This is a genomic window from Nocardioides segetis, from assembly GCF_051390595.1.
Lineage (GTDB): Bacteria > Actinomycetota > Actinomycetes > Propionibacteriales > Nocardioidaceae > Nocardioides.
Genome location: NZ_JBNINR010000009.1, coordinates 119738 through 142627, shown reverse-complemented (window position 1 = coordinate 142627; position 22890 = coordinate 119738). Strand labels below are relative to the sequence as shown.

Sequence of the window (22890 nt, the reverse complement as noted above, 5' to 3'; positions counted from 1 at the left end):
ATCTCAACACAGGTCGAGCTTCTCGAGCAGGTCCTGCGGAAGCGAGGTCGGGATCATCAGGTTGTCGCTGCACTCCTCCCGGACGTACGTCGCGGCGTCGGCGTCGGTGAAGCTGGGCGAGTCGATGTAGACCTTGTTGAGGACGGGCTCACCGGCCAGGATCTCCAGCGCGGTGTCCAGGCAGGTCGCCGACATCTCGGGCGGGAACGAGGAGAGCGCGAACTCCACGTCGGTGCCCTTCACCGCCTTCAGGAAGGCGTTGCTGGCGTCACCGGTCAGCGGCGGTACCGCCTTGCCCGCCTCGGTGTAGGCCTGGACCACGCCGAGGTCCCCATAGCCGGAATCCGACCAGATGCCGGCCAGGTCGGGGTACTTGGCGAGCAGGTTGGCGGCCACCGTCTTGGCGACGCTCGGCGACCACTCGGTGTACTGCTGGGTGACGACCTCGATGTCGGGGTACTTCTCGAACGCCTTCTTCGCGGCCGCCGCCTGGTACTCCGCGGTCGGGACGCCGGCCAGGCCGCTGAGCATGGCCACCTCGCCCTTGCCGCCGATCTTCTGGGCCAGCCACTCGGCGTACATCGTGCCGAGCAGGTCGTACTGGCGGGTGACCGTGGAGACCACGCCGCTGTCGGCGGGCAGGACCCCCGAGCAGGCGACCACCGGGATGCCCTGCTTGACCGCCGCGCGCACCTGGCCCGCGATGCCCTCGCCCATGGGCACGACCACCAGCGCGTCCGGCTGCTGGCTGGTCAGCTGCTGGATGTTGTCCACCTGCGCGGTCGCGTCGCCGTTGGCCGAGGCGTAGAGCACCTCGACGCCGACCTCGTCGGCGCGGGCCTTGAACGCCTCCTCGCTGGTCAGGCCCCACGAGTTGGTCGGGCCCTGCGCCGCGAAGGCGATCCGGTAGGTCGAGCCCTGCCGGGGGTCGGCCTTCCAGTCGGCGGTGTCGACCTCGCAGACCTCCTCCTCGACCGGCTCGAGCTCGACGCCGAGCTGCTCGGACGCGGCCTGCCAGGCCTTCTCGTACTCGGCCTGTGCCTGTTCGGCGTTGAGGCAGTCCCCGCCGCCGGTCCCGGCCGAGGCGTCCTCCTTCTCCGAGCTGCAGCCGGCCAGCACCAGCAGGCCGGCGCCCAGTGCGGCCGCCGCCCTCAGTCGGGGCGACCTCGTGTGACGAGATGTCATGATGTTTGTCCTTTCATGAAGGGTGCGCGCAGCGCACGGAGCGGGCGACGGTGTCCGTTCTGGAGCCACACTGCGCCGAGGATGACCACTCCCGAGACCAACATCTGCGCGCCGGCACCCGCGCCCAGCTGCACCAGCCAGGTCAGCATCACCGCGAGCAGCAGGACGCCGAGCACCGTCTGCTCGATGCGTCCCTTTCCGCCGGCCAGGCCGACGCCGCCGACGACAGCGGCCGCGATGGAGTTGAGATCCATCGTGCGCGACAGCTGAGCGTCGACGTAGCCGATGTAGCCGGCGTTGACGAGGCCGGCCAGGACGGCCAGCAGCGCCGAGACGAGATAGCAGCAGCCGACGACCAGCCAGGTCCGGATGCCGGAGAGGTCGGCTGCGCGTCGATTGCCGCCCGCGGCATAGATCCGCCGCCCGGCGGTGCTGTGGGCGAGCGTCCACCAGGCGAGCAGGGCGAGCCCCGCGAAGAGCCAGGCGGCGGTCGGTACGCCGAGCAGGTCGCCGGTGCCGATCCAGGACAGCTCGTCGGGCACATTGCCCGACGGCGCGCCCTTGGTCCAGGCGATCACCACGCCCTGGATGAGCACGAACACGGCGAAGGTCGCCACGAAGGGCGGCACGTCGCGCCCCAGGACGAGGACGGCGTTCACGACGCCGACGAGCGCGCCCGCTGCCAGCGCGAGCACGAGCGCTCCGGGCAGGGCCGAGCCGTCGCCGCCGGTGCGCACCGCGATGATCACCGTGGTGAGCCCGACCACGCCACCGACCGAGAGGTCGATGCCGCCGACCAGCAGCACGAAGGTCTGGCCGAGTGCGGTCAGACCGATCAGACCGATCTGGAACAGCACCAGCCGCGCCACTGAGTCGCTGTAGAACTGCGGGGTCGTGATCGCCGCGAGGATCAGCAGCACGATCAGGCCCGAGGCGGGCGCGAGCATCGCGAGCAGCCGGTCCCGCAGCCTGCTCGCGGCGCGAGGGGTCGTCGCCGGTGCGAGGGGGGCGTGATCACTCATCCGTTCCTCCGTTCGCGCAGAAGTCGACGACGAGCCGGCGATAGAGCTCGACGGTGCGGCGCACCGCCGCGACCGAGACCCACTCGTCGGCACCGTGGGCGCGGGCCAGCAGGCCGGGGCCCAGCGCGGGAAGGGTCGGGATGCCCGCGACGGCACCGAACCAGGTCGCGTCGGTGGTGCCCGGGAAGACGGAGAGCGTGGGAGTCGTACCCAGGACTCGGGTGCAGGCACGTCGGGTCGAGCCCACGATCGGATCGGTCGCGCCCACCTGGGTGGGCTCGAGCCAGTCGTGGGGAGCCTCGTCGAACTCCACCCGCAGATCGGCGCCGGTGCGCGCGGCCAAGGCGCGGGTCAGCTCGACGAAGGACCGCTCGACGGCCTCGCGGCGCATGCCGGGCAGCAGGCGGACCTCGGTGTCGACCACCATCTCCCCCGGCAGGACGCCGTAGCCCACGCCGCCGCGGTAGCGCAGTCCCGGGTTGACGGTCGCCTCCCAGCCGGCCAGGCCGTCGGCGTTGGCGGGCACGTCGAGCCGCAGCTCGTCAGCGATCGCGGCGACGGCGCGCGCGGCGTCGACGCCGGCGTTGCGCGTGCCCGGCGTCCCGGAGAGGCTGGAGTGCCCCTGCCTGCCGGTCGCGACGAGGCGGAGGCGGGCGATGCCGCGGCTGACCACGTGCAGATGGTCGAAGTCGGTGACCAGACCGCCGGGCTCGCCGATCACGACGGCATCGGCGGCGAGCAGGTCGGGCGAGGTGTCCGCCGCGGTCAGGAACTGCGCACCGAAGGCGGCCCCGTCCTCCTCGTCCGCCGCGAGGACCAGGGTGATCCGACCTGCGGCCGGCGGCTCCCGGCGCAGCTGGGCCGCGGCGATCAGCATCGCCGCCACGGCCGCCTTCATGTCGCCGGAGCCCAGACCGTAGAGCCGGTCACCGTGCGGAGGCTCCCGGAAGGGGTCGACGCTCCAGGACGCGTCGCCGATCGGCTTGGTGTCGAGATGACCGCACAGCACGAGGTGCCGGCCGCCGGGCCCGAACTCGAGCGGGACGATGAGGTTGGGACGCGACTCCGCGCGTGCTCGCACCTGTGCCGGTGGCAGGCCCAGGCGCGCCAGCGCCTCCTGGACCACCTGCGCCACGGCGCGCTCGTCGCCGGGCGGGTTCGGGCTGGGGGCGGCGATGAGCGCGCGGCTGAGGGCGATCACGTCCTCGCCGTCGACCGGGCTCGGTGCGGCGGCGGCCCCTGTGCGGGTCGGCATCGGGGCTACTTCTTGTACTTCGCGGCCCAGTCCTGGCCCTGCCAGGTCTGCAGCTTGACGGGCTCCAGCCGGAACAGCCAGCGCGGCTTGTCGAGGGTCGGCTCGAGGTACTTCGGCCCGTTCTCGCCCAGGTAGCGCTCGCTCATCCGGGTCGCGATCGGCACCCAGGCGCCGCCGACGTTCGGCTCCTCGACCAGATGGGCCCGGGCCTGGGCGGTCACCTTGCGCTGGGCGCCGTCCTCGTCGATGGTGAACGCGCACCGCGGCTCCCGCGCCAGGTAGCGCCCCCACGCCGAACGCGCGCGGGGCACCACCCAGAACGACTCGCCGTCCCACTCGAACCAGCAGGGCACCGCATAGGGCCAGCCGTCCTCGTCGAGGCAGGCCAACCTCAGCACCGGCGCGCCCCGCAGGAACCGGGCGACCTCGTCGTCCTCCAGCCTGCCGACCTTGCCCCGCCAGCTCTCGTCGCTCATCGTCCTTCTCCTTCTCGAGTGGTCGTGCCACGGGAGCCGTGGTGGCCCAGCCGGGCGGAGATCTCGCCGGTGATCCGGAGGACGTCGGCCGAGAGCCGGGTGACGTCCTCGCGGCTGAACCGGTAGGCCGGCGCGGAGACCGACAGGGCCGCCGTGACGGCGCCCGTGTGGTCATGGATCGGCGCCGCGACGCAGCGCACGCCCTCCTCGTTCTCGATCTCGTCGATCGCGTAGCCGGTGTCGCGCACCTCGTCCAGATGGGCGTGGAGGCGGGACCGGTCGGTGATGGTGTTCTCGGTGCGGGCCGTCAGCACCTCCGGCAGCAGGCCCTCACGCTCCTCACGGCTGCGTGCACTCAGCAGGACCTTTCCGATCCCCGTGCTGTAGAGCGGCATCCGGGAGCCGACCCGCGCTGCCGGCCGGATCGCATGCGGACCGTGCACCGCCGCGATGTAGAGCACGCTGCGGTCGTCGAGGACGCCGACGTAGCAGGTCTCGCCGCTGATCGAGACCAGCTCCTGCACCAGGTCCTCGGCGGCGCCGGGCAGATCGATCGACTCCAAGAAGGCCTGGCCCCAGCCGGCCACCCGGGGGCCGAGCGCGTAGGACCCGTCGGACTGGCTGCGCAGCACCTCGCCGCGGCAGAGCACCTCGAGCAGGCGTAGCGCGGTCGGCCGCGGCAGACCGGTGGCCTCCACCAGGTCCACGAGCCGCAGGGGCCGGTCGGCCGTCGCCACCAGGTCGATCAGCGCCAGCCCCTTGACGAGGTTCTTCGCCGCGCCGGACGCCTGCGAGGGGGCCGAAATGGACTCGGGGTCCATTCTCGAAGTGGACATGGCGTCCATAATGGGCGGGCCGCCGGGCGAGCGCAAGACCCTCCGGCCCATTTCTTCGCGACACCGGTGCCGTGCGCGGCACGCCGACACGGCTGCGGGCGTCACCGACCGCGCGGCGGGCGACCGGGCCGTCGGGGGGCGACCGGGCCGACGCGGGGGTGACCGGGCGGAGGCAGCGCTCCGCCCCCGTGGTCAGCTCTTCGGACGCGGCGGCAGCAGGAACGGCTGGGTCGGCTCCTCGGCCGCCTCCGGCCGCGGGGGACGACCGGGGATGTGCTGCTTGTGGATCTGCTCGGTCCGCGGATCGAGGACGATCTCGTGGGAGTCGCCGTCGCGGCCGTCGAAGCGCACCGCTACGGTCTCGAAGCCCTTGTGCCGCTGCATCTGGGCGTACATGGCGTACGCGCGGCGGTCCGCCTCGGTCAGGTCGACGGCGTCGGTGAACGGCGTCAGGAGGGCTCGCGGCCACAGCTTGCGGGCCAGGACGACGTTGACCTCGATGCCGATCACGCCCATGATCGCGCCGATGTAGAGCAAGCCCATCAGGCCGAGGACCACGCCGAAGGTGGCGGTCATGCTGTTGCGCTCGGCGCTCGCGATCACGTTGGTGACGTAGACCGTGCCGATGTACTGCAGGAACTGCCAGAGCACCGCGATGGTGAAGCCGCCGGGCGCGGCGCGGATGCCGCGGTCGCGGATCGCGCGGGCCGCGGCCATCCGCAGGAGCACGGTCATCGCCGAGCCGAGGATCGCCACGGTCAGCAGGCGCACCAGCCAGTGGAACCAGCCGTGCCGCGACAGGGTGCCGACCAGGTCGGTCTCGGTGAGCACCGCGGACCCGACCGAGATCGAGAAGATGACGGTGCCCGCGACCAGGAGCAGGAAGAGGCTGTTGACCCGGGTCATCACCGGGTGCGGCCGGCTGTTGCGCGGCACCGCCCACGCCGCGGACTGCACGTTCTGCAGCGCGAGGCCCAGCCCGAGCGCGCCGTACAGCGCGGTCAGGGAGCCGACGATGATGCCGCCCGTGGAGCCCTGGATGCCGTTGGGCCGGCCGAGCGCGTCGCCGATGATCGGGAACTGCCCGAGGGCCGAGTCGAGGACCTGCTCCTGCAGCTGCGGGTTGCCGTCGAGGAAGAAGCCGAGGATCGAGGTCGCGAGCAGCAGGAGCGGGAAGATCGAGAGGAACGCGTAGAACGTCAGGATCGCGGCGAGGTAGTTGCCCTGGTCGTCGAAGAACTTGTAGATGACCGCGAGCGGGAAGCCGACGACGGATCTCCGCCGCTGCCCGCGATCGATGTTGCCGACGACACCCACGGCCAGAACCTACGGCATCGGCCCCGCCGTGCTCGGGAGGGTGGTCAGGCGAGCAGCGCCGAGATCAGGAGGGCGACCGGAGCCGAGGCCATCGTGGAGACGAAGATGGCGTCGCGGGCCAGCAGGATGCCGCGGTCGTAGCGCATCGCCACCACGAACACGTTCTGCGCGGTCGGCAGCGCCGACAGCAGGGTGACGGCGAACAGCTCGTCCCCCTCCAGGCCGACGCCGAAGCGCCCCACGACGTACGCCGCCAGCGGCTGGACGACCATCTTCAGCGACGTCACGGCGGCGAGTGCCCGCGGCGTCACCCCGCGCCCGGGCAGCGGCCCGAGCCGCAGCGCGACGCCGTACGCGATGAGCATGGCGGGCACCGCCATCCCACCGACCAGCTCCAGGGGCGCGTGCACCGTCCGCGGCAGCTCGGTGTCCGTCGCGGCGAGCAGCAGGCCGGCGAAGGAGGCGATCGTGAGGGGGTTGGTGACCGGCCGGGAGACGATCGTGAGCACCGACGGTCGCTCCGGGCTGGTCACCACGTCGAGCACGGTCAGCGCGAGCGGCTGCAGGACGAGGAGCTGCATCAGCAGCGCCGGCACGACCAGCGCCGCGTCGCCCAGGGCGTAGGCGGCGATCGGGATGCCGAGGTTGCCGGCGTTGACGTACGCCGAGCACAGCGCCGCGACCACCGACGTGCCGGCGTCGAGGCGGCGGATCCGGGCGACGACCGCCATGATCCCGGCACTGACGACCACCCCCGCGGCGGTCGCGACCAGCGGGCCGGACAGCACGCGCGAGGGGTCGGAGTCCTCGAGGACGGTCACCAGCAGCGCCGGACTGGCGAGATAGAAGGAGGCCAGGGAGAGGCTGCGCTGCCCGTGCGCGTCGACGATGCCGCGGTCGGCCAGCAGGGCACCGAGAGCGATGACGATCGCGATCGTCGCGAACCCCTCCAGCACCCCGGTCACGGGTCGATCCCATCACCCCCGAGCGCGACGGGCCGGGTCAGGGGTGCAGCGGCGGCATCCCGGAGCCGGCCGACTGCGCCGCACCCGAGAGGAACGCGTCGATCGCGTCGGCGGCCGTGTGCCGGGGCCGCCAGTCGAGCTCGGCGTGGGCCCGGTCCGGCGCGAGCACGGGTACGGCGAGCAGCGCGTCCGCGAGCGAGCCCGGCACCCCGACCAGCCGGGTGAGCCAGCCGAGGTCGAGCGCCGCGCTGACCAGCCGCGGCGGGACCTCGACGGTCGGGGCCCCGACGATCCGGCCGAGGTCCTCGCGCCGCAGCAGGCCGTCCGCGGCCAGGTTGAACGCTCCGGTCACCGGCCGCTCGACCGCGGCGACGAACGCTCGCGCGACGTCCTCGGCGTGCACGGCCTGCAGGCGCAGCGCGCGCGGCACCGGCACGGCCGGGATCAGCCGGCGATCCAGCATCCGGGGGCGCAGGAGCGGGCCGCCGAAGATCCGCCGCTGCTCACTGGCCGCCGAGCGCTGGAACACGAAGGCGGGTCGGATCCGGACGACCCGGGTGCCGTCGCCGGACGCCTCGAACGCGTCGAGCACCCGCTCGTTGTAGGCCTTCTCCCGGCAGTAGGCGGCCGCGGACGAGCCGTCGGTCTCCCACCCCTCGTCGACCGGGTCGTCGTGCCGGGCCGGGGAGTAGGCCGCCACGGAGGAGGCGCACACGAGGGCGGGGACCCGCTGACGGCGTACCGCGGCGAGGAGGCGACGGGTGCCGACCGCGTTGGCCCGCCAGGTCACCTCGGGGCGATGGGTCGGCTGGAAGCGCCACGCGAGGTGGATGACCGCGTCCGCGCCCTCCAGCAGGGGGTCGAGGTCGTCGGAGCCGACATCGGCCGGACGCCAGGTCACCGACCCCTCGGCGGCCGCGCGGTCCGACAGCTCCGGCCGGCGCCGGGCCACCCCCACCACCTCGTGGCGGCCGCCGGCGGTGAGCTCGCGCAGGGTCGCGCTGCCGATGTTGCCGGACGCTCCGGTCACGACCACCCTCATGACCCGACCCTCCGCCGCGCGGTGGTGAGATGCAGGCGCGTCAACGTCTCGATCTGCCGGTCGGAGCGGGCGATCAGGTCGTCGAGGAGGGCCGCGTCGAGCCGCGGGTCGTCGTCCGCGACCGAGCGCAGCACCTCCCATCCACTGCGCTTGCCGAAGACGGCGATGCGCAGTGCCTCGATCTCGACCAGGTCGGTCAACGGCGCGCGGGTGAGGATCCGGCCGTTGGGCTTGAGCCGCCCCAGCTCGGCGCCCACCCGGCCCGCGACGGCGCCCAGGGTGCTCGGACGCGCGCCCACGTCGCGCATGACCCGCTGCAGGATCTCGCGCTCCTCGGCCACCTCCCCGGCGAGCTCGCCGACCGCCGCGGCGACCTCCGCGATGCCGTGGGTCCCGGCGACGCGCCGGAACAGCGACACGCCCGCCGTCGAGCCGGTCCAGTGATGCTGCAGGTAGCCGTGGAGTACCTCGTCGTCCATCATTCCGGCGTACCCGTTCCGCTCGACGGCAGACCGGGCAGCGGGCGAGTGCGAGAGGCGGTCCGTCGGACGGGATGACCGGAGCGGGGCCGTGAGTGATCCGGAGCGGGTCACCGAGCGGGCGGGGATGGCGCGTCGCGACGCGGCGGAGCGCTGGCGCACCGGGTCGTCTGTGGAGCGTCGCCGACGTGGCGAGGTGCGTGCCTGGGCGACTCCCAGCCCGCGTGGTGGCCGTGACGGGCTACGAGCGTCACGGGACCGGATCGGGTCCCTCCTGCTGACGCCGCTCCTCCTCGCGCCTGCGCATCTCGTGGGCGCGGCGCTGCTCCTCCGCCCGCTCGCGGACCTTCCGCAGGAAGTCCTCGTCCTTCTCCGGGTCGGCGGAGGCGAACCGGCCGCGCCGTTCGTACTCCGGGAACCCCGGCGCCGCGCCCTGGTCTCGGGTGAGCGGCCGCTCCGCGACCGGGCGGCCGGCGATGAACCAGGCGATCGACCCGACGAGCGGGAACAAGAAGACGATGAGCAGCCACCACGTCTTGGCGAGGTTGCGGACGCCGTCCTCGCGGGCGGTGATCACGTCGACGAGGCAGTAGATCCACAGGATCAGGATCAGCAGGGGTGGCAGCAACCTCAGCATGAGCGGCATTGTGCCCCAGCGGACTCGTCTCGGCGCACGGGTTCGTCGAGCCGGCCGGAGAAGCTGGCGGGCCTGGACGACAGAACTCACGCTGGGACGAGGAAACTTCTTCGTCCCAGCATGAGTTTCACCGGCCGGCCGGTGAAACTCGCGCCGGCTCCGCTCAGGACCGCCCGGCGACGACCGCCTGGCGCACCCGCTGGCGCTGGTGACCGAGGCCCTCGATCTCGAGGTCCATGACGTCGCCCTCCGCGAGGTAGGGGAAGCGGCCCGAGAGGGCCACGCCCTCGGGCGTGCCGGTCAGCACCAGGTCACCGGGCGCGAGGTACACGTGCCGGCTCAGGTGCCGGATGATCTCCGCGACGGTGAAGACCATGTCGGAGGTCGAGGAGTCCTGGCGCGGCTCTCCGTTCACCCAGGACCGCAGGCGCAGGGCCTGCGGGTCGACCTCGTCGGCCGGACGCAGGACCGGGCCGACCGGGCAGAACGTCTCGGCCGACTTGCCCTTGGACCACTGGCCGCCGGAGTGCTCCAGCTGGCTGGCCCGCTCGGAGAGGTCGTTGGCCGTGACGTAGCCGGCGACAAAGGCCAGCGGGTCGGCGTCGTCGGCGAGGTGGCGCGGAGTGTCCTTGATGACGACGCCGAGCTCGACCTCCCAGTCGCTGCGGGTCGAGCCGACCGGCAGCAGGACGTCGTCGTCGGGGCCGATCACGGTGCCGGGGTGCTTGTAGAACAGCACCGGGACGGGGGGCGGCTCGGCGCCGGACTCGGCCGCGTGCGCCGCATAGTTCATGCCGATGCAGCTGACCGCCTGAGGACGGGCGATCGGTGCGCCGATGCGGACGTCGTCGGCGAGCGCGAGGGCGGGCAGCTCGCCCGCCGCCAGCGCGGCCCGCGTGCGGGCGATGCCGTCGGCGGCGAGGAAGGCACCGTCGATGTCGGCGGTCAGGCCGCGCAGGTCGTGGACCGACCCCGCGTCGTCGCGCACGGCGGGCTGCTCGGTGCCGGGTGCGCCGTACCTGAAGAACTCCATGGGGGAACTGCTCCTTGCGGTGGGGAGGGGGAACGGACGGGGTAACGGACGGGGGAATGGAGGAGAGGCGGGTCAGGCGATCCGCGCGGCGATCGCCGCGGCGGCGTCCTGGAGCGAGCGGATCGCCTGGGCGATGAGCTCGTCGGTCTTGCGGACGTCGGGGATCGACACACTCATGGCCGGTTGGTGCTCGGTGGTGCGGGCCAGCGGCACGGCGACGCAGAAGACGCCGGGGGTGTACTCGGCGTGGTCCTCGGCGAACCCGCGCTCGCGGACCTCGGCCAGCTCCGCCAGCAGCGCGCGGGAGTCGGGGAGCGTGGTGCTGGTGTAGCGCGTGAACGGCTCGGTCCCGACCCGGCCGAGCACGTCCTCGTCGTCGAGCGTGCTCAGCAGCGCCTTCCCGATCCCCGTGGCGTACGCCGGGAGCCGGGCGCCGACGTGGGAGGCGAGCCGGAGCTGGTGGTCGGGGTCGACCTTGGCGACGTAGACGTTGTCGGCACCGTCGAGCACGGCGAGCTGCACGGTCTCGTTGAGCTCGTCGCGGACCTTGACCATGTACGGCAGGGCGAGGTTCTCGATCGAGGCGGCACTGAGGTAGCTCCGTCCGGCCTGCCACAGCCGGATGCCGATCCGGAATCGCTTGGTCGCCGGGTCGAGGTCGAGGAAGCCGCGCATGACCATCGTGTGCAGCAGTCCGTGGGTGCTGCTCTTCGGCAGCCCCATCCGCTGCTGCACCTCCGCCAGGGTCAGCCCGTCGGGATGCTCGGTGAGCAGCTCGAAGATCAGCAGCACCCGGTCGGCGGACTTGACCGGCGCGCTCATCGCGGCACCGGGACGACGACGCCGTCCGGGTAGCGGTCGAGCTGGCCGGCGTCGTACAGGGTCAGCGCGATGTCGGCGGTGCGCCGGACCCGGTCGTGGGCGGCGAGCGCCTCGTAGATGTTCTCGCAGATGCCGATCGGGTGGTCCTCGCGCAGGTTGCGCTCGGTGAAGTAGGCATCGGTGATCGTGACCACCCCGGCCGGGGTGTCGACCTCCACCGCCATCGAGGCCCGGTGGTGCGAGCCGGTCCACCAGGTGCGCAGGCCCGGCGCGATCTCGTCCTCGTCGGCCAGCAGCCGCACGCGGTCCCAGGCGGGGCCGGTGAGATGGGCGACGACCTCGGGGAGCAGCGAGGTGTCCCGGTCGTCGTGCGGGTGACGGTGGCTGGTGTGGAAGTGCGTCCAGCCGCGTCGAGTGATGCAGACCTGGGCGTCCGGGAACGCCAGCACGTTCGCGGTCGTGTAGAGCTGGAGCGGTGTCAGCAGCACGTGGGTGATGCTGTCGAGCGGCACGTCCAGCGCCGCGAGCTGCTCGGGCAGCCACTGGCCGGGCTCGCGACGGAAGGCCGCCCGCTCGCCGAGGAATGAGGCCCAGCCCTCGTTCATCGCGGTCAGGTCCCGCGCGGGACCGGTCCCGACCAGCGCCCGGACGCCGTCGCCCTCGACGAGGAAGGCCTGGAAGGCCAGCTCGTACCACTGGTCCCAGTCGGACATCCAGTAGACCTCGGGGCCCGGGACCTCCCCCGTGCCCAGCGGCAGGATCCGCACTCCGAACGACATCGCTCCTCCTTCTCCCGACCTGGTGGTCAGGGCATCAACAGTGCTTTGGTCGTCGCGGTGACGCCCGACATGAGGCTCGTGAACACCTCGGCCCCCTCGGTCAGGGGGAACGTGGTGGCCCAGTCCAGCGGAACCCGGGTCGCGAGGTCGAGCGCCACGTCGAAGTCCCGTGGCGTGTAGCAGTACGAGCCGACGACGCGCTTCTCGGCCCGGACGATCTCCTGGCCGTCGAACCCCGCCGACGCGCTGAGCAGGCCGATCCACACGGCAGTGCCGCCGGGCCGCAGGAAGTCCACCGACGCCTGGTGGGTCACCTCGGCGCCCACGGCGTCGATGATCGCGTCGTAGCGTCCCTCCAGCCCGGTGGCGGTGTGCGCGGCGCCGAGGCGGGCGGCCAGGTCGAGGCGACCCGGGGCCAGGTCCGTCACGGTGACGTCGGGCGTGTGCTGCAGCGCCACCAGCAGGCAGGTCAGGCCGATGGTGCCCGCCCCGAGGACGGCGACGCGGCTGTCCGGCCCCAGACCGGCCAGCCGGATCGCGTGCACCGCGTTGGCGAGCGGCTCGACCAGCGCCGCCTGGGTGAAGGACAGTCCCTCGGGCAGCTCGCGCACGGCTCGTTCCGGGACGACCACGCGCTCGGCGAACGCACCCGGGGCGTCGATGCCGATGATCGCGCGGGACTCGCACAGCTGCTCCTGCCCGCGGCCGCAGGCCGGGCAGCTTCCGCAGCTGAGCAGGGGGTTCACGGTGACCCGGCGGCCGTCGGGTGTGGTCCCGGAGAACTCGTGGCCCATCACCAGCGGCGGCTTGCGGAAGTCGGTGTGGGTGATGCCGTGCAGCTCGCTGCCGCAGATGCCCGAGGCGACGACCCGGATCTCCACCTCGCCCGGGCCCGCGACGGGCTCGGGCACGTCCTGGAGCTCGACGACGCCGGGGGCGGTGAAGACGAGGGCCTTCACCGGGCGTCGTCCTCGAGCAGCGCGGCGAGCCGGGTCGCGGCACGCACCCGCAGCTGCGGCAGCGACTCCGTCGACAGGTAGGCGATGTGCGGGTTCACGAGGACCCGCGGGTGCGCGGCGACCTGCGCGGCGATCCCCGCGGGCGGCTCGCTGGACAGGACGTCGAGCGAGGCGAAGCCGAGGGTCCCGGCGTCGAGGGCGGCGAGCAGCGCCTCCTCGTCCACGAGCGCCCCCCGGGCGGTGTTGACGAGGTGGCCGCCCTCACCGAGCGCGGCGAGCACGGCGGTGTCGACCACACCGGCGGTCTCGGCGGTCGAGGGCATGTGCAGGGTGAGGTGGCGGACCGCGTCGGCCAGCTCGCCCAGGGTCTCGTGGCGAGTCACGGACGACGGCAGGTCGGTCGCGAACGGGTCCCAGACGTGCACCGGGAAGCCCAGCGCGCCGACGCGGTCGGCGACCGCGCGGCCGATCCGACCGAAGCCGGCGATGCCCACCGGGTCCTGGGCCGGCGGCAACGGCGGGGCGATGCCGGCCGTGCTCCAGCCGTGGTCGGCGACCCGGCGCGCGGCCGCGGTCAGTCGGCGGCTGTGGGCGTAGATCGACGCGGCCGCGTGGTCGGCGACCTCGGCGATGCAGTAGTCGTCGACGTTGCTGACGGCCACGCCGTGCCGGGCGGCGGCGTCGAGGTCGATGTTGTCGAGGCCGATGCCGTAGCGCACGACCGCGCGCAGCCCGGGCAGCGCGGCGAAGACGCGCTCGGTCATCGGCGCCCACTGCACGAGGATCCCCTCGGCGTCCTGGGCGGCCGCGATCACCTCCTCCTCGGTGAGCACGCCGGCCAGCGTCACGTCGTACCCCTCACCGAGCTCGGCCCGCTCGTGGGACCCGTCGCCCAGGTTGGTGTCGGTGATGACGATTCTTCGCATGGGAACTCTCTTGTCGTGTCGGGTCGTCGCTGCGGCTCAGGCCGAGCCGGCGAAGCTGGAGGTGTCGCCGAGCCCCTCCGGGCCCATGGCGAGGTAGCCGCCGTCGACGGGCAGGTCGACGCCGGTGATGAAGCTCGCCTCCGGCGAGCAGAGGAAGCCGATGGCGGCGGCGACCTCGCTCGCCTCCCCGAGGCGGCGGAGCAGGTGGTAGCGGCCCCAGACCGGCTCCCACCGCTCGCGGCCCCCGTCGGCCGCCGCGGAGGCGACCTCGGGCGTCCAGATCCAGCCCGGCGAGATCGAGTTGACGCGGATCCCGTCGACGGCGAGGTCCATCGCCATGCAGCGGGTCAGGCTGACGATGGCGCCCTTGGTGGCGTTGTAGGTCCAGCGCCGGGGCTGGGCGATGTGGGCGGAGATGCTGGCGGTGTTGACGACCGCCGCGCCGGCGGAGCGGGCCAGGTGGGGGTGCGCGGCCTGGACCACGTTGCTGATGCCGCGCACGTTGACGCGCAGCACGGCGTCCCACTCGTCGGGGGTGACGTCGAGGCCGCGGGCGAGGAAGCTCGCGGCGCAGTTGACCACGGCGTCGATGCCGCCGTGGGCAGCCGCCACCTCGTCGAGCGCCGCGCCCACCCGGTCGCGGTCGGCGACGTCGACCGCGACGGGCAGGATCCGGCCGGATCCGGAGGAGGATGCCTCGGCAGCCACCTGGTGCAGGCGCTCCTCGGCGAGGTCGAGCGCAGCCACGACGTGGCCGCGGGCGGCGAACAGCTCGGCCGTGGCACGGCCGATGCCGGACGCGGCACCGGTCACGACGGCGACCCGCGGCCGCTGCACTGCGTTCTCCATGGTGTTCCTTCCTCCGGATCCGGTGCGGGTGCTACTTCGAGAGCCAGACGTTGTTGATGGTCGGCACGTAGTAGCGCAGGCGGCTCGGCTCGTCGAGATCGACGCTGTGGACCCGGTCGGAGTAGACGAAGCCGATCGGCTGGCTGGTCGTCCACACCCACGGCAGCTCCTCGGTGAGGATGCCGTCGGCCTGGCCCCACAGGTCCTTGCGCTCGTCCTGGTCGGCGGTGAGCCGCGCGTCGTCCACGAGCTTGTCGAACTCCGGGTCGGCGAAGCCGCCGCTGTTCAGGTCGCCACTCGAGTAGAAGAACCGGTAGGGCAGCAGGTCCGGGGTGAGGAAGCCCGCCATGGTCCAGCACGCGGCGTCGTACTTGCCCGCGATGAAGTTCGAGACCGCGGTAGTGCTCTCCTGCACGTCGACCTTCACGTCCATGCCCGCCTCGGTGAGCTGGCGCTCGATGACGTCGGTGGTGTTGACCGTCGGCCGGCACATGTAGGTGAAGGAGACCTCGGAGCCGGTCTCGGCCTCGTACTCGGCGATCAGCCGCTTGGCCTCGTCGAGGTCGTAGCCGGGGACCTCGTGGTCGTCGTGGAACGGGTCGGACTCCGGGAAGAGGTTGACGGCCGGCTCGGCCATGCCCTCCTTGGTGAGGTCCACGATCTCCTCGCGGTCCAGCGCCATCGACACCGCCTGGCGGACCCGCAGGTCGTCGAAGGGCGGCTTCGTCAGGTTGAGGACGATCGAGTCCTGGTCGCTGCCGACGCCCTGGACGAGGTTGACCGACGCGTCGTTCTGCGCCTGCAGCATGATCGTGGGGTTGATCGTCGGCGCGTAGTCGATGTCGCCGGCCTGGAGCGCCTGGAAGCGGGCCTGCTCGTCCTCGATCAGCCGGATCTGCACCTTGTCGAGGTAGGGCTCGTCCTCGCCCCAGTACTCCGGGTTGCGGACCAGCACGGTGTCCTTGCCCGGGCCCCACGACTCGAGCTTGTAGGGACCGACGCCGGCCGCGTGACCGGTGTAGTCGTCGCCGTACTGCTGCAGCGCGGTCGGCGAGGCGATGTAGCCCGCCGTGCCGCTCCCGTCGTAGGAGAAGGCGTAGGGCAGGCCGGCGTAGGCGTGCTTGAGGTGGAAGACCACGGTCGTGGCGTCGGGCGCGTCCACCGACTCCACGGAGGACAGCAGCGACTTGGCCGTCGACGCCGTGTCGGGGTCGAGGTGGCGGTCCATGTTGAACTTCACCGCCGCGGCGTCGAAGGGCGTGCCGTCGCTGAACTTCAGGCCCGACGGGAGCTTCATCGTCCACTCGGTGAAGTCGGCGTTGGGCTCCATCGACTCCGCGATGTTCGGAGCCGGCTCGTCACCGAGCTTCTCCACCTTCATCAAGGTGTCGTAGATGGCGTAGCCGGTCAGTGCCATCGCGTTGGCCGACCCTTTCGCCGGGTCGAGGGTGGTGACCTCCGAGCTCATGCCGACCCGCAGGGTGCCGCCGCTCTGGGGGTCGTCGGAGTCGGAGCCGGAGCCGCCGCCGGAGCAGCCGGCGAACAGCAGGACGCCCGCTACGGAGGCAGCCATCGCGGTCCGGAGGCGTCCGAGCCCGCCAGATCCGAATGTGGTCATCTCTTCTCCTTGTGATCGACGCACGTCGGCGTGCGTTGCGGTGCGGGTCCTGGTCGGGAGATCAGGAGCCCAGCGGGTGCAGGCAGGCGGCGGTGTGATCACCTGGCTGCAGGTCGGGGCGGGCGACACGGCAGTCGTCCTGCGCCAGCGGGCACAGGGCGGCGAACCGGCAGCCGGGCTCGGCGCGCCCGTCGACCGTGCCGGCCGCCGGGCGCATCCGCAGGCCGGTCGCCGCGCCGGCGGGGGCCAGCGTGGGGACCGAGTCGTGGAGGATCGCGGTGTAGGGGTGCCGGGGCCGGTCGGTGACGGCAGGGGTGTCACCCTGCTCGACCACCGTGCCGGCGTACATCACCGCCGTGCGGTCGCACAGCGTCGCCACGACCGAGAGGTCGTGGGAGATGAACAGCATCGCCAGACCCTGTTCCTCGCGGAGCTCGGCGAGCAGCTCGAGGATCTGGGCCTGGATCGACACGTCGAGCGCGGAGACCGGCTCGTCGCAGATGAGGACCTCGGGCCGCAGCACCGTGGCCCGCGCGATCGCGGCCCGCTGGCACTGGCCGCCGGAGACCTCGGACGGCCGGCGCTGCGCCATCTGCGGGGAGATGCCCACCCGGGCCAGCTCCTCCAGGGCCCGGTCCCGGCGCTCGGCCGGCGTGCCCTGCTTCCAGACCCGCAGCGGCTCGGCGACCGAGTCCAGCAGGGAGCGGCGAGGATTGAACGATCCCGCCGGGTTCTGGAAGATCGCCTGCACCCGCGGCGCCAGCGACCGGCGGCCGGGGACGACGGGGCCGCCGTCGAGGAGGATCTGCCCGCGGGTCAGCCGCTGCAGGCCCATCAGGACCCGGGCCGTGGTCGACTTGCCGCAGCCGGACTCGCCGACCAGGCCGAGGATCTCGCCGCGGCGCAGCTGCAGGTCGACGTCGTCGATGGCGTGGAACTCGCGGCGGTCGGCGTCACGGAAGGTGACGCCGCCGCCCCGGACCTCCAGCACGGGATCGCTGCTCGTGGTCATCGCGCGACCTCCGTCCCCTGGGTCTGCTCGGTGGGGTTCCAGCACGCGAACCGGTGGTCGGGTACGCCGGCCGCGGGCTCCAGCGCCGGCACCTGGTCCGCGCACGCCGCGACCGCCGCCGGGCACCGCGGCGCGAACCGGCAGCCCGGGGGCGGGTCGACGAGGTCCGGCGGCAGCCCGCCGATCGGGCGGGGCAGTGCCCGTCGGCCGTGCTCGATCCGGGGGATCGCGGCCAGCAGCGCGCTCGTGTAGCGCATGCGCGGAGTGCGCAGCACGTCGTCGACCCGGCCCTGCTCGGCGATCCGACCGGCGTACATGACGGCCACCGAGTCGGTGTGGTGGGCCACCACGCCGAGGTCGTGGCTCACCATCACCAGGCCGATGGACAGCTCGCGACACAGCTGGTCGAAGAGCTCGAGGATGCGGGCCTGGACCGTGACGTCGAGCGCCGTGGTCGGCTCGTCGGCGAACAGCAGGGACGGGCTGTTGGCGACCGCGATCGCGATCATCACCCGCTGGCGCATGCCGCCGGACAGCTCGTGCGGCCGAGACCGGAAGCGTCGCTCCGCCTGCGGGATGCCGACCATGTCGAGCAGCTCGACAGCCCGGGCACGCGCCCTCGCCTTGTCCATGGCCGGGTCACGGCGCAGCGTCTCGACGATCTGCTCGCCCACCGGCGTGATCGGGTGCAGCGAGCTCAGCGGGTCCTGGAAGACCATCGCGATCTCGCGGCCCCACAGCTCGCGCCGCTCACGTTCGCCCAGGGCGAGCAGGTCGCGACCCCGGAACGTGATCTCGCCGGTGATCCGCGCGTCTTTGCGACCGAGTAGGCCCATCGCCGTACGGGACAGCACGGACTTGCCGGAGCCCGACTCGCCGACGATGCCCAGACGCTCGCCGCGGGCCACGTCGAGACTGACGCCGTCGACCGCGCGCAGCGGTCCGGCGGCGGTGCGGAACTCGACCACCAGGTCGCGGACCCGCAGCAGCGGCTCGTCGGCGCTCATGCGCGCGCTCCCGTCGCAGGGTCACCGTCGACCAGGAACCGGTCGGAGATGAGGTTGAGGCTGAGGATCGTCAACAGCAGGAAGGCCCCGGGGACGAGGATCAGCAGGGGGTCGGTGGTCATGTAGATGCGGCCCTCGTTGATCATCCCGCCCCACGTGGGCTGGGTGCGCGGGACGCCGATGCCGAGGAAGCTCAGGCTGCCCTCGATGAGGATGGCGCGGCCGATGCTCACGAAGCCGAAGGCGAGGATCGCCTCGGAGATATTGGGCAGGACGTCGCGACGCATGATCGACAGCACGGGCGTGCCGATCACCTCGCTCGCCTCGAGGTACTCCCTCTCCAGCAGGGAGAGCGTCTGGGCGCGGGCCAGCCGGACGAAGACCGGGAACATCGGCACCGTGATCGCGATCATCACGTTCGTGACGCTCGCGCCGAGGAAGGACGCCAGGCCCAGGGCCAGCACCAGGCCGGGGAAGGCCAAGATGACGTCGACGACGAAGGAGACGACCGCGGCGACGGCACCGCCGTAGTAGGCCGACATCATGCCGAGCGGGACGCCGATCAGCGCGGCGATGAGCACCGAGCCGACACCGATGAGCACCGAGACCTGGGCCCCGTCGAGGGCCCGGGCCAGCAGGTCGCGGCCGAGGTTGTCGGCGCCGAGCCAGTGGTCGGCTCCGGGCTTGGCGAACCGGCTCTCCGCCCCGATGTCGAGCGGGTCGGTGCCGCGCAGCGCCGGGAGCAGGAGCATGCCGCCGACGAGCAGGACGAGCCAGCCGGCCGAGAGCCGCTCGGCGATCGTCCAGCGGCCTCCGCGCCGGGTACGACGGCGCCGACGATCGGCGTCGGGAGACGGAGCGGGGGTGGGCACGGGTGCGGACGCGGTCATCGGGCACCTCCGCGGGCGCGACGGGACCCGGACGCGGCGAGGCGCGGGTCGATCACGGGGTAGAGGACGTCGACCAGCGCGTTGACGAGCACGAAGGAGGTCGCGATCACCAGCACCAGGCCCTGGACCTCGACGTAGTCGCGCGCCGTGACGGCACCGGCGAGCTCGTCGCCGATGCCCGGCAGCCCGAACAGCGACTCCACGACCACCGTCGAGCCGATCAGCATGCCGACGGTGACGCCGATCTGGGTGGTCAGCCCGAGCAGGCTCGGCCGCAGCGCGTGCCGGAAGGTGATCCGGGTCAGCGAGAGTCCCTTGGCGCGGGCGACCTCGATGTAGTCCTGGCGCAGGGTCTCGACCAGGTCGGCGCGCAGCACCCGCTGGTAGAGGGCGAAGGACGTCCCCGCCAGCGCGATGGCCGGCATGATCATCGAGGAGAGGTGCGGCCCGACGCCGTCCGACCACGGCGCGTAGCCGTTGGCCGGGAACCAGCCCAGATGCACCGACAGGATCCAGATCAGCACCACGCCGACCACGAAGTCCGGCGTGGACAGCGCCGTGAAGACCCACAGGCTCAGGGCGCGGTCCGTGCCGGTGCGGCGGCGGTGGGCGGCGACGATCGCGGCGGGCACGGCGAGGCCGAGCGCGATGATCTGGCTGAGCACGATCAGCTCCACGGTGACCGGTGCCCGCTCGGCCAGGACGTCGGTGACGGACTGGCCGGTCCGGTAGGACTCGCCGAGGTCGCCACGCAGGACGCCGCCGAGCCAGTGCGCGAAGCGCTCCATCGTGGGCAGGTCGAGTCCCAGCTGGCTGCGCAGCGTGGCGACGGCGTCGTCGGTGGCGGCGTCGCCGAGCATCAGCCGGGCGGGGTCGCCGGGGAGCAGGGCGAGGCTGAAGAAGCACAGGGTGCAGACGACCAGCAGCACGGCGGCGAGCCGCAGCACCTTGAGGCCGATCCGCATCAGGCGGGCGCGGCTCACGATCGGCTCCGGGTGAGCACGAGGTGATGGGTGCCGGCGGCGAGGGACGCCGCGACGGCGCCGTCGGCGAGTGCCCACCCGGCCGGCGCGGCGAAGTCGACGCGGGCCCCCGCGGGGACGACGACCTCCTGGTCGACCCGCTCGCCGTGGTGGACCCAGCGGCTGGCCACCCGCCCGAGCGGACTGTCGTGCACCGCCCCGGCCCAGCCGAGCCGCTCGGAGTAGACGGGCTGGACGCCGATCCGGCCCGCACGGAGCGCACCGCCGACACGGATGCCGGCCACCTCCTCGAACAGCGCGGCGCCGACCGCACCGAGCGCGCAGTGGTTGAAGGAGTTCATCTGTGCGGTGGACAAGGTGGCGTCGGGACGCAGGCCGTCCCACTTCTCCCACACGGTGGTGGCGCCCCGCGCGGCCATGTAGAGCCAGCCGGGCATGCCCTCGCGCAGCAGCATGTCGTAGGCCAGCTCCGCGTGGCCGTGCCGCATCAGCGCGGGCAGCACGTGCTGGACGCCGTGGATGCCGGTCGTGACGTGTCCGCGCGCACGGACCATCGCGGCCAGGCGCTCGGCGGCGACGGCGGCGTCCGGGCCCCCGAGGAGACCGAAGCCGATCGCCTGGGCGTAGACGGTCTGGGTGGCACCGTCGATCGCGAGGTCGTCGCCCACGAAGGCCTTGCGGTACGCCGCGCGCACGTCCTCGGCCCGTTCGTCGAGTCGTCGGCCGGCGGCGTCCCGCCCGGTCCAGCGGGCGATGTCGGCGAGCTGGCGCAGCGAGCGGTAGGTGTGGGCGGTGCCGACGACGGGGCGGGGCGCGGTCGAGCGGGCCCCGGTCCAGGCGTAGCCCGGGTGGAGCGGCTCGCCGTCCTTCTCCGGCAGCGAGAGCCAGTCGGCGAAGTCGGCGCCGACCTCGTTGACCCGCAGGCCGTCGGGGTTGTGCCGGTCGACGTGGTCGCAGAACCGCTCCAGCGCGGGGAAGAGACGGTCGACCGTGGGCAGGTCGCCGTAGGTGTCGGCGAGGACGTGGGCCATCCGGACGAAGCCGTCGGCCCAGCCGGGGGCGCCCGGGCGCCGGTCGCCCGGAGGGACGGGCGGGACGTAGGAGCGGATCTCGCCGTCGGGTCCCTGGGTGTCCGCGATGTCCTGCAGGAACTTGCCGAGGAAGGCCGCGACGTCCAGCAGGTAGCGCGCCGTCGGCGAGATCACGCCGGCGTCGCCGAGCCAGCCGAGGCGCTCGTCACGCTGGGGGCAGTCGGTCGGCACCTCGATGAAGTTGTCGCGGACGGTCCACTCGACCGCCGAGGCGAAGCGGTTGAGCAGCTCGTTGCTGCTCTCGAACCGGCCGACCCGCTCCGGGAGCGCGGTCAGCGCGACGGCCTCGACCTCCACGTCGTCGGGCAGGGCGTAGTTGCCGTAGGTGTCGGCGCTCGGCAGGCCCCAGACCTCGGCGTAGCGGAAGCCGTGCACGGTGAACCGGGTCTCCAGCGTCTGCCGGCCCTCGCCGTCGCCGGCGAAGCGGTCCTCCTGGAACGCCCCCCCGCAGGTTGTCGCGGTAGACGAGGTCCTCGGGGGTGAGCATCTCGCCGTGGCGGACGACGACCTCGGTGCGCGGCAGCAGCCGTGAGGTGATCCGGGTCCAGCCGACCAGGTTCTGGCCGAAGTCGAAGACGGCCGGGCCGCGACCGTGCTCACGCACCAGCTCCCCGGTGCGGACCTCGAGCACGCTGACGGTGTCGTGGGGCTGGGGGGTGATCTCGGGGTCGGGGGCAGGGGTGATCGTCTCGACGGGAGCCCAGCCGCTGTCGTCGTACCCGGGCTCGGTCCAGCCGTGCGGCTCGCGGCGCAGGTCGAGCACCTCGCCGCGCAGCATGTCGGTGGCGCGGACCGCGCCCGAGCCGGCCCGCCAGTCGGTGGAGGTGCCGAGCAGGAGCGTCCGTTCCCCCGCGGCGGTGGTCGCCTCGAGCTGCAGGCGGAGCGCGGGGCGCTCGCCGTACAGGCCCGGGTGACGGAGCAGCCCGACGCGGCCGGCGTACCAGCCCTTGGCAAGCGCGACGGCGACGACATTGCGCCCCGGGCGGAGGTGGGCCTCGACGGCGAAGGTCTGGTGGTGCACGCGGACGCCGTACTCCGTCCACCCGGGACGGAGGAGGTCGTCGTGGGTGATCTCGACGCCGTTGACCCAGATCCGGTAGATCCCGAGAGCCGTGACATACAGGCGCGCGGCCGGGGGCACCGCGGCGAGCTCGACCTCCCGGCGCAGGTACGGCGCCGGGTCGTCGGTCTCCCGCGCGAACGGGTTGGCGGGCGCGGCGACCCACGGTGCGTCCCACGCCGCGGCGTCCGCCAGGCCGAACTCGACCGTGGCGGTCTCGCTGGCCCACGCACCGTCCGCGCTGCGCACGCGCCACTCCAGGCGGCGAGCCGTCCCGGCGAGGTCGGCCGGAAGGATCGCGACGGGGCCGTCGGTCGCCGTCGTCCACACCTGGGCGCCGGCGAGCGTCGCCTCGACCAGGTAGCCGGTCCCCGGCGTCGTCGCGGCGCCGGGCTCCCAGGTCAGCACGGTGTCGCGGACCGGAAGCCCGAGCGCGCGCCGGCGGAAGCCGGCCCGCAGCCGGTGGTCGTCGCGGGCCGGGAGCCCGGCGGCCGCGCCCGCTGCCGGGACGGCGAGCGGCGCCAGGCCCGGTGCACCCTCGACGGGGACCTGCTTCACGGGGTCTTCACATCCTCTCGGGTACGGCGACGGGCAGCGTCGGCCGGCGCCTCGGCGGCGCGGCCCGCAGGCCCTCCTGAGCTCCGCCC

At 73.0% G+C, this 22890-nt stretch carries 23 protein-coding genes; all 23 read right to left on the bottom strand.

Translation table 11 applies throughout. The annotated features are described in order from the left end of the window. Positions 1-3: 3 nt before the first annotated feature. The 23 genes from ACPZVR_RS16885 to ACPZVR_RS16775 all read right to left on the bottom strand — a co-directional run bounded on the left by ACPZVR_RS16885 (position 4) and on the right by ACPZVR_RS16775 (position 22801). The gene (locus ACPZVR_RS16885) at positions 4-1185 is read right to left on the bottom strand and encodes a substrate-binding domain-containing protein (RefSeq protein WP_436700782.1); all 1182 of its coding nucleotides are present in this window, start codon (positions 1183-1185) and stop codon (positions 4-6) included. Beyond that, positions 1182-2207, bottom strand: coding sequence for an ABC transporter permease (locus tag ACPZVR_RS16880; protein ID WP_436700780.1), 1026 nt, complete (start codon positions 2205-2207; stop codon positions 1182-1184). Before ACPZVR_RS16880 ends, ACPZVR_RS16885 begins: the two co-directional genes overlap by 4 nt. After that, entirely contained in the window at positions 2200-3462 is a 1263-nt protein-coding gene (locus tag ACPZVR_RS16875) for a M20 family metallopeptidase (protein ID WP_436700778.1), read from the bottom strand. The genes ACPZVR_RS16880 and ACPZVR_RS16875 overlap by 8 nt, the downstream gene beginning before the upstream one ends. Before the next feature lie 5 nt (positions 3463-3467). Beyond that, entirely contained in the window at positions 3468-3938 is a 471-nt protein-coding gene (locus ACPZVR_RS16870; protein ID WP_436700776.1) for a pyridoxamine 5'-phosphate oxidase family protein, read from the bottom strand. Then, positions 3935-4774, bottom strand: a complete 840-nt coding sequence (locus tag ACPZVR_RS16865; RefSeq protein WP_436700775.1) for an IclR family transcriptional regulator — start codon at positions 4772-4774, stop codon at positions 3935-3937. The genes ACPZVR_RS16870 and ACPZVR_RS16865 overlap by 4 nt, the downstream gene beginning before the upstream one ends. A gap of 192 nt (positions 4775-4966) precedes the next feature. Continuing rightward, a complete protein-coding gene (locus ACPZVR_RS16860) occupies positions 4967-6091 on the bottom strand; it encodes a YihY/virulence factor BrkB family protein (protein WP_436700773.1) in 1125 nt (374 codons plus the stop codon). A 44-nt stretch (positions 6092-6135) separates the two neighbouring features. Next, positions 6136-7056 carry an AEC family transporter gene (locus ACPZVR_RS16855; protein ID WP_436700771.1) on the bottom strand — a complete coding sequence of 307 codons (921 nt, stop codon included), beginning with the start codon at positions 7054-7056 and terminating at the stop codon, positions 6136-6138. Between the two features lie 37 nt (positions 7057-7093). Beyond that, a complete protein-coding gene (locus ACPZVR_RS16850) occupies positions 7094-8098 on the bottom strand; it encodes an NAD-dependent epimerase/dehydratase family protein (protein WP_436700769.1) in 1005 nt (334 codons plus the stop codon). After that, on the bottom strand, positions 8095-8577 hold the full coding sequence (locus ACPZVR_RS16845) for a hypothetical protein (RefSeq protein ID WP_436700767.1): 483 nt from the start codon (positions 8575-8577) through the stop codon (positions 8095-8097). The genes ACPZVR_RS16850 and ACPZVR_RS16845 overlap by 4 nt, the downstream gene beginning before the upstream one ends. Before the next feature lie 250 nt (positions 8578-8827). Further along, complete coding sequence (locus ACPZVR_RS16840; protein WP_436700766.1) at positions 8828-9214, bottom strand: PLD nuclease N-terminal domain-containing protein; 387 nt, start codon at positions 9212-9214, stop codon at positions 8828-8830. A gap of 163 nt (positions 9215-9377) precedes the next feature. After that, complete coding sequence (locus ACPZVR_RS16835; protein ID WP_436700765.1) at positions 9378-10247, bottom strand: fumarylacetoacetate hydrolase family protein; 870 nt, start codon at positions 10245-10247, stop codon at positions 9378-9380. Between the two features lie 72 nt (positions 10248-10319). Beyond that, positions 10320-11069 (bottom strand): IclR family transcriptional regulator, encoded by a 750-nt coding sequence (locus tag ACPZVR_RS16830; RefSeq protein ID WP_436700763.1) that lies wholly within the window; start codon positions 11067-11069, stop codon positions 10320-10322. After that, the gene (locus ACPZVR_RS16825) at positions 11066-11848 is read right to left on the bottom strand and encodes an MBL fold metallo-hydrolase (protein WP_436700762.1); all 783 of its coding nucleotides are present in this window, start codon (positions 11846-11848) and stop codon (positions 11066-11068) included. Before ACPZVR_RS16825 ends, ACPZVR_RS16830 begins: the two co-directional genes overlap by 4 nt. A gap of 26 nt (positions 11849-11874) precedes the next feature. Next, a complete protein-coding gene (locus ACPZVR_RS16820) occupies positions 11875-12807 on the bottom strand; it encodes a zinc-dependent alcohol dehydrogenase (protein ID WP_436700761.1) in 933 nt (310 codons plus the stop codon). Next, the gene (locus tag ACPZVR_RS16815) at positions 12804-13733 is read right to left on the bottom strand and encodes a C-terminal binding protein (protein ID WP_436700760.1); all 930 of its coding nucleotides are present in this window, start codon (positions 13731-13733) and stop codon (positions 12804-12806) included. The genes ACPZVR_RS16820 and ACPZVR_RS16815 overlap by 4 nt, the downstream gene beginning before the upstream one ends. Before the next feature lie 36 nt (positions 13734-13769). Beyond that, positions 13770-14582, bottom strand: a complete 813-nt coding sequence (locus ACPZVR_RS16810; protein WP_436700759.1) for an SDR family NAD(P)-dependent oxidoreductase — start codon at positions 14580-14582, stop codon at positions 13770-13772. 31 nt (positions 14583-14613) lie between these two features. Next, positions 14614-16155 (bottom strand): ABC transporter substrate-binding protein, encoded by a 1542-nt coding sequence (locus ACPZVR_RS16805; protein ID WP_436700758.1) that lies wholly within the window; start codon positions 16153-16155, stop codon positions 14614-14616. A gap of 106 nt (positions 16156-16261) precedes the next feature. Continuing rightward, on the bottom strand, positions 16262-17212 hold the full coding sequence (locus ACPZVR_RS16800; RefSeq protein ID WP_436700757.1) for an ABC transporter ATP-binding protein: 951 nt from the start codon (positions 17210-17212) through the stop codon (positions 16262-16264). Beyond that, positions 17209-18219: an ABC transporter ATP-binding protein gene (locus tag ACPZVR_RS16795; protein WP_436700756.1), complete on the bottom strand. Its 1011-nt coding sequence runs from the start codon at positions 18217-18219 to the stop codon at positions 17209-17211. The genes ACPZVR_RS16800 and ACPZVR_RS16795 overlap by 4 nt, the downstream gene beginning before the upstream one ends. Continuing rightward, positions 18216-19109 carry an ABC transporter permease gene (locus tag ACPZVR_RS16790; protein ID WP_436700755.1) on the bottom strand — a complete coding sequence of 298 codons (894 nt, stop codon included), beginning with the start codon at positions 19107-19109 and terminating at the stop codon, positions 18216-18218. Before ACPZVR_RS16790 ends, ACPZVR_RS16795 begins: the two co-directional genes overlap by 4 nt. Next, positions 19106-20092 carry an ABC transporter permease gene (locus ACPZVR_RS16785; protein WP_436700754.1) on the bottom strand — a complete coding sequence of 329 codons (987 nt, stop codon included), beginning with the start codon at positions 20090-20092 and terminating at the stop codon, positions 19106-19108. The genes ACPZVR_RS16790 and ACPZVR_RS16785 overlap by 4 nt, the downstream gene beginning before the upstream one ends. After that, positions 20089-21411 carry an alpha-L-rhamnosidase-related protein gene (locus tag ACPZVR_RS16780; protein WP_436700831.1) on the bottom strand — a complete coding sequence of 441 codons (1323 nt, stop codon included), beginning with the start codon at positions 21409-21411 and terminating at the stop codon, positions 20089-20091. The genes ACPZVR_RS16785 and ACPZVR_RS16780 overlap by 4 nt, the downstream gene beginning before the upstream one ends. Beyond that, positions 21329-22801 (bottom strand): family 78 glycoside hydrolase catalytic domain, encoded by a 1473-nt coding sequence (locus ACPZVR_RS16775; protein WP_436700753.1) that lies wholly within the window; start codon positions 22799-22801, stop codon positions 21329-21331. Before ACPZVR_RS16775 ends, ACPZVR_RS16780 begins: the two co-directional genes overlap by 83 nt. Positions 22802-22890 lie beyond the last annotated feature (89 nt).

What these genes read in the sequence shown, in the direction of transcription:
- ACPZVR_RS16885 (WP_436700782.1), bottom strand. Translation starts at nt 1,185, where the DNA reads ATGACATCTCGTCACACGAGGTCGCCCCGACTGAGGGCGGCGGCCGCA.
- ACPZVR_RS16880 (WP_436700780.1), bottom strand. Translation starts at nt 2,207, where the DNA reads ATGAGTGATCACGCCCCCCTCGCACCGGCGACGACCCCTCGCGCCGCG.
- ACPZVR_RS16875 (WP_436700778.1), bottom strand. Translation starts at nt 3,462, where the DNA reads ATGCCGACCCGCACAGGGGCCGCCGCCGCACCGAGCCCGGTCGACGGC.
- ACPZVR_RS16870 (WP_436700776.1), bottom strand. Translation starts at nt 3,938, where the DNA reads ATGAGCGACGAGAGCTGGCGGGGCAAGGTCGGCAGGCTGGAGGACGAC.
- ACPZVR_RS16865 (WP_436700775.1), bottom strand. Translation starts at nt 4,774, where the DNA reads ATGTCCACTTCGAGAATGGACCCCGAGTCCATTTCGGCCCCCTCGCAG.
- ACPZVR_RS16850 (WP_436700769.1), bottom strand. Translation starts at nt 8,098, where the DNA reads ATGAGGGTGGTCGTGACCGGAGCGTCCGGCAACATCGGCAGCGCGACC.
- ACPZVR_RS16845 (WP_436700767.1), bottom strand. Translation starts at nt 8,577, where the DNA reads ATGGACGACGAGGTACTCCACGGCTACCTGCAGCATCACTGGACCGGC.
- ACPZVR_RS16840 (WP_436700766.1), bottom strand. Translation starts at nt 9,214, where the DNA reads ATGCTGAGGTTGCTGCCACCCCTGCTGATCCTGATCCTGTGGATCTAC.
- ACPZVR_RS16835 (WP_436700765.1), bottom strand. Translation starts at nt 10,247, where the DNA reads ATGGAGTTCTTCAGGTACGGCGCACCCGGCACCGAGCAGCCCGCCGTG.
- ACPZVR_RS16830 (WP_436700763.1), bottom strand. Translation starts at nt 11,069, where the DNA reads ATGAGCGCGCCGGTCAAGTCCGCCGACCGGGTGCTGCTGATCTTCGAG.
- ACPZVR_RS16825 (WP_436700762.1), bottom strand. Translation starts at nt 11,848, where the DNA reads ATGTCGTTCGGAGTGCGGATCCTGCCGCTGGGCACGGGGGAGGTCCCG.
- ACPZVR_RS16815 (WP_436700760.1), bottom strand. Translation starts at nt 13,733, where the DNA reads ATGCGAAGAATCGTCATCACCGACACCAACCTGGGCGACGGGTCCCAC.
- ACPZVR_RS16810 (WP_436700759.1), bottom strand. Translation starts at nt 14,582, where the DNA reads ATGGAGAACGCAGTGCAGCGGCCGCGGGTCGCCGTCGTGACCGGTGCC.
- ACPZVR_RS16805 (WP_436700758.1), bottom strand. Translation starts at nt 16,155, where the DNA reads ATGGCTGCCTCCGTAGCGGGCGTCCTGCTGTTCGCCGGCTGCTCCGGC.
- ACPZVR_RS16800 (WP_436700757.1), bottom strand. Translation starts at nt 17,212, where the DNA reads ATGACCACGAGCAGCGATCCCGTGCTGGAGGTCCGGGGCGGCGGCGTC.
- ACPZVR_RS16795 (WP_436700756.1), bottom strand. Translation starts at nt 18,219, where the DNA reads ATGAGCGCCGACGAGCCGCTGCTGCGGGTCCGCGACCTGGTGGTCGAG.
- ACPZVR_RS16790 (WP_436700755.1), bottom strand. Translation starts at nt 19,109, where the DNA reads ATGACCGCGTCCGCACCCGTGCCCACCCCCGCTCCGTCTCCCGACGCC.